The 5,305-nt window shown below is 75.0% G+C and carries 4 protein-coding genes; all 4 read left to right on the forward strand.

Annotation, left to right across the window (positions count from 1 at the left end; all coding sequences use genetic code 11):
• A partial coding sequence (locus ACWEN3_RS40700; protein ID WP_452982031.1) for a DUF5682 family protein occupies positions 1 to 2,498 on the forward strand: 2,498 nt, incomplete at its 5' end.
• A complete protein-coding gene (locus tag ACWEN3_RS40705; protein ID WP_452982034.1) occupies positions 2,495 to 3,673 on the forward strand; it encodes a vWA domain-containing protein in 1,179 nt (392 codons plus the stop codon). The genes ACWEN3_RS40700 and ACWEN3_RS40705, both read left to right, overlap by 4 nt.
• A 132-nt stretch (positions 3,674 to 3,805) precedes the next feature.
• Positions 3,806 to 4,687 carry a hypothetical protein gene (locus ACWEN3_RS40710; protein ID WP_452982037.1) on the forward strand — a complete coding sequence of 294 codons (882 nt, stop codon included), beginning with the start codon at positions 3,806 to 3,808 and terminating at the stop codon, positions 4,685 to 4,687.
• Between the two features lie 144 nt (positions 4,688 to 4,831).
• Positions 4,832 to 5,239 (forward strand): hypothetical protein, encoded by a 408-nt coding sequence (locus tag ACWEN3_RS40715; protein ID WP_452982039.1) that lies wholly within the window; start codon positions 4,832 to 4,834, stop codon positions 5,237 to 5,239.
• Positions 5,240 to 5,305 lie beyond the last annotated feature (66 nt).

Genomic DNA, 5,305 nt, shown 5'->3' on the forward strand with positions numbered 1-5,305 from the left:
GGCCCGGCTCCGCGCGCGCGGTGCGCGCCGCTCTGGACGCGGCCCGGCCCGCCGCCGTCCTGATCGAGGGCCCGCCCGAGGCCGACGCGCTGATCCCGCTGGCCGCCGACCCGGACCTGAAGCCCCCGGTCGCCCTGCTCGCCCATGCCGTGGACGAGCCCGGCCGCTCGGCGTTCTGGCCCTTCGCCGAGTTCAGCCCCGAGTGGGTGGCCATCCGCTGGGCCCTCGAACACGACGTCCCGGCCCGCTTCATCGACCTTCCTGCCACGCACACCCTCGCGTGGGAGGAACGGGAATTCGAGGGCGAGGACGGGGGAGAGGTCCCTGCTGGGGCTGGGGCTGGGGCTGGGGCAGGGGGTGGGCTTGCGCCCGAACCCCAACTTGAACCCCAACCCCAACCCGAACCCAAGTCCGAGCCCGACTCCGGCCCCGCTGCGGCTACCGCTACCGCTACCGCCACCACCGCGGCCCCAGCCACCACCGCCACCGCGACCCCCACCACCCCCACCCCCGAGGACCAGATCCGCGTCGACCCCCTCGCCGTTCTCGCCGAGGCCGCTGGGTACGACGATCCCGAGCGGTGGTGGGAGGACGTCGTCGAGCACCGGGGGCCGGGGGAGCGGGACCCCTTCGCGCCGTTCGCCGCGCTGGCGGAGGCCATGGGCGCACTGCGCGAGCGGTACGGCGCCGGCGGGCGCTCACGGGACCTGGTGCGCGAGGCTCATATGCGGCTCGAACTGCGAGCAGCGCGAAAGGAGTTCGGGAACACGATCGCCGTGGTGTGCGGGGCCTGGCACGTGCCCGCGCTGCGCGAGAAGCGCACCGTCGGCGCCGACCGGGCGCTGCTGAAGGGGCTGCCCAAGGTCAAGGCGGACCTGACCTGGGTGCCCTGGACGCACCGCAGACTGGCCCGGTCCAGCGGGTACGGCGCGGGCATCGACTCGCCGGGCTGGTACGGCCATCTGTTCCGCGCGCCCGACCGGCCGGTCGAGCGATGGCTGACCAAGGTGGCGCGGCTGCTGCGCGAGGAGGACCGGATCGTCTCCTCCGCGCATGTCATCGAGGCCGTACGGCTCGCCCGGACCCTCGCGGCACTGCGCGGCCGGCCGCTGCCGGGCCTCGGGGAGACCACCGACGCGGTGCACGCGGTGATGTGCGACGGCTCGGACGTGCCGCTGTCGCTGGTGCACGACCGGCTGGTGGTCGGGGACGTCCTGGGCGAGGTCCCGGAGACGGCCCCCGCGGTGCCGCTGCAGCGCGACCTGGCCCGGCAGCAGCGGGCGTTGCGGCTCAAACCGGAGGCGCTGGAGCGCGAGCTGGAGCTGGATCTGCGCAAGGACACCGACGCGGGCCGCAGCAGACTGCTGCACCGGCTGCGGCTGCTCGGCGTCGGCTGGGGGGAGCCGGCCCGGTCGCGAGGGAGCACGGGCACGTTCCGGGAGACCTGGCGGCTGCGCTGGGAGCCGGAGCTGGCGGTGCGGGTCGCGGAGGCGGGGGTGTGGGGGACGACCGTGCACGCGGCGGCACAGGCCAGGGCGGAGGCGGACGCGGTCGCCGCCCGGGCCCTCGCCGACGTCACCGCGCTCGCCGAGCACTGCCTGCTCGCGGGGCTGCCGGACGCCCTGCCGGTGGTCATGCGGGTGCTCGCCGACCGGGCGGCCCTGGACACGGACGTCGGGCACCTCGCGGAGGCCCTGCCCGCCCTGGTCCGCTCCCTGCGCTACGGCGACGTGCGCGGCACCGACACCCGCGCGCTGGCCGGGGTCGCGGCGGGCCTGGCCGAGCGGATCTTCGTCGGCCTCCCCCCGGCCTGTGCCGCGCTCGACGCCGACGCGGCCGAGGAGATGCGCGGTCATGTGGACGCCGTGCACACGGCGGTGGGGCTGCTGGGCGAGACCCTCACCGGTGCCGACGAGAGCGGGAGGGGGAGCGGAAGAACTGAGGTCGGCGACCTGCGGCACCGCTGGAGGGCCGTGCTGCGGACTCTGTCCCTGCGGGACACCGTGCCCGGGGTCGTCCGGGGGCGGGCGGTTCGGCTGTTGCTGGACGACGGTGAGCTGGGGCCCGAGGAGGCGGCGCGGCTGATGGGGCTCGCGCTGTCGCCGGGGACACCGCCCGTCGACGCGGCCGCCTGGGTCGAGGGGTTCGTCGGCGGCGGGGGCGGCATGCTGCTGGTGCACGACGAGCGCCTGCTCGGCCTGGTCGACGACTGGCTGACCGGGGTGCCGGCGGAGGCGTTCACGGACGTACTGCCGCTGCTGCGGCGCACGTTCGCGGGGTACGAGCCGGGCGTGCGCAGGACCCTAGGCGAGCTGGTGCGGCGCGGACCGGGAGAACGGCCGGGAGGGGGAGGCCAAGGAGCCATGACCCCCGGCTTCGCCGTCGAGGCGGACACCGAGCGCTCCGATGCCGTGCTGCCAGTGCTGCGACTGCTGCTCGGCCTGGACGAGCAACCCGGGACGACCGACGACAACAGCATCGCGGGGGTGGGCACATGACGACCGAACAGATGCCGGCGGCTGCCGGTGACCCGGCGCGGGAGCGGCTGCGGCGTTGGCGGCTGGTGCTCGGCGGGGACCAGGCCGACGGCACCGGATGCGCGCTGTCCGGGCGGGACGCGGCGATGGACGGCACGCTGGCCGCGCTCTACGGCAAGGCGGACAAACCGCAGGCGGGGCGGGAGCGTTCGGCGGGGCTCGGGGCCTCGGCGCCGTCCGTGGCGCGCTGGCTCGGGGACATCCGCACCTACTTCCCCTCCTCCGTCGTCCAGGTCATGCAGCGCGACGCCATCGACCGGCTCGGCCTCGCCTCCCTGCTGCTGGAACCGGAGATGCTGGAGGCGGTGGAGGCCGACGTGCACCTGGTCGGCACGCTGCTCTCGCTCAACAAGGCGATGCCGGAGACGACGAAGGAGACGGCGCGGGCGGTCGTGCGCAAGGTGGTGCAGGACCTGGAGAAGCGGCTCGCGACCCGGACCCGGGCCACGCTCACCGGGGCCCTGGACCGCAGCGCGCGCGTGAGCAGGCCGCGCCATCACGACATCGACTGGAACCGCACCATAGCGGCCAACCTCAGGCACTACCTGCCCGAGCACCGCACGGTCGTACCGGAACGGCTCATCGGGTACGGGCGGGCCGCGCGGTCGGTGAAGAAGGAGGTGGTCCTCTGCATCGACCAGTCCGGGTCGATGGCGGCGTCCGTGGTCTACGCGTCCGTGTTCGGCGCGGTGCTCGCCTCCATGCGGTCGATCAGCACGCGGCTGGTCGTCTTCGACACGGCGGTGGTGGACCTCACCGACCAGCTCGACGACCCGGTCGACGTCCTCTTCGGCACCCAGCTCGGCGGTGGCACGGACATCAACCGGGCGCTCGCCTACTGCCAGTCGCAGATCACGCGGCCCGCCGAGGCGGTGGTCGTGCTGATCAGCGACCTCTACGAGGGCGGTATCCGCGACGAGATGCTCAAGCGGGTGGCGGCCATGAAGGCGTCCGGGGTGCAGTTCGTGGCGCTGCTCGCCCTGTCGGACGAGGGCGCGCCGGCCTACGACCGGGACCACGCGGCCACGCTCGCCGCGCTCGGGGCACCGGCCTTCGCCTGCACGCCCGACCTGTTCCCCGAGGTGATGGCCGCGGCACTCGAGAAACGGCCGCTGCCGATACCGGACACCGCGTGACGCCGGGCGGGAAAGGGCCAGGAAAAGGGATATGACTACCCATCGGTAACAGGGGGCTTGCGCGGCCTCGGGCGGTGCGTGCGAGGATCGGCGGAGCCCGTGTCGTGCCGCCCCCCGAGGAAGTCCCCCTCCTTGACCTTCCCAGCAGCCCTCTTCGGTGTCACCGTGCGCGCGTTGCGTACGGTGGCCGGGCGGCGTGCGCTCCAGCTGGCGCTGCTGGTCGGCGGGTTGTTCGTGCTCGGGTTCCTCTGCGGGGAGCAGGCGCACGCGGCCGACCGGATGCCGGTGCCGGCGAGGACGGCTCCGGCGCGTTCGGCGGTGACCGGGCACGAGGGCCGGGTGGATCCGGTCGAGACGGTGCGCACGGTGACCGATCGGGTCGCCGCTCCCGTACAGGACGTGGTGACCACGACCTCCCGGTCCGTCGGGGCCACGGTGTCCCGGACCGTCGCCGACACGCGGACGACGGCGCGCTCCCTGCCCCTGCCGAAGCTCGACCCGGTGCCGGACCTCGAACAGGCCCCGAACCTCGGCCAGGTGCCGGACCTCAAGCAGGTACCCGACCTCAAGCCGGTACGGGTCCTCGGCCAGGCGCCGGACGCCAAGGCCCCTGCGCCCCGCGCGCACCGGCACGGTGGCACGACGGCGAAGGCCCCTGCGAAGACCCCGGCGAAGCAGCGCACCGTCCGTGCCGCGGCTTCCTCGGCGACGCCGGCGGCCGTCGCGTACGGCCCCGAGGCGCCCCTGGCGTTCGGGCAGCCGGCGCCTGTCCCTGCCGCCCACGGCACCGCCGCCACCCCCGTCGACGCCCCTCGCGGCCCCGTGCCCACCGGCGACCCCGACGGCGTGCTCGGCAAGCAGGCGGCGGACGGCAGCGCGTCCCGCCACGGCGACGCCTACGCCGTCGCCCTCTCCGACCGGGCGCCGGTGCGGCTCGCGCCCGGCGTCACCGCGCGCGTCGACGCGCCCGCGACCCGGGAACGGCACCGGGACATCCCCGTCTTCCCCGGCTAGGCAGCAGGGCCGACCTCCCCGCCAGGACCTGTCGCGCGGGGGCGGAACAGGTCTGCCCGCCCGTCCGGACCCTCCAGTGCTCAGCGCTCTCCGGACGGAACCCCTAGCCGTTTTCAGCCGTTTCCGAAGGATTTGACGCACGCAATGAACAAGAACATTCGCCGTTCGATCGTGATAGCCGCCGGTGTCACCGGCGCCTGGGCGCTCGGCTCGGCCGCGGCCAACGCGGACGAACTGCCCGCCTCCTCCCTCTCCGTGCCGGACGCGGGCGCCGCGACCGGCACCGGCAGCGCCACCGGCGCCGGCAGCGTCACGGGCGCGCTCGGCGACACTGTCGACGGCGCCGTCAGCGACGTGCACGACACCGTGACCGGCCTGACCGGCACGGCGGCCTCGGCGGTCTCGGGCACGACGGCCGAGGCCACGCAGCAGGCGCGGGGCGCCACCACCGCCCCGGCCGCCGCGGACCGGGCCCGCCGTTACGTCGACGCGAAGGTCCCGGCCGCGGCCCGGATCAGGGGGTTGCCGGTGCCGTACCAGCCGTGCGTGTAGAGGGTCACCTTGGTGGTGGCGGCGCCGGTGGTGAAGGTGGTGGTCAGCTTCTGCCAGTCGGGTGCG

Source organism: Streptomyces sp. NPDC004561 (assembly GCF_053602155.1).

Bases quoted from the DNA above. Each gene is read 5' to 3' on its own strand.
- ACWEN3_RS40705 (WP_452982034.1), top strand. From the start codon at position 2,495: ATGACGACCGAACAGATGCCGGCGGCTGCCGGTGACCCGGCGCGGGAG.
- ACWEN3_RS40715 (WP_452982039.1), top strand. From the start codon at position 4,832: ATGAACAAGAACATTCGCCGTTCGATCGTGATAGCCGCCGGTGTCACC.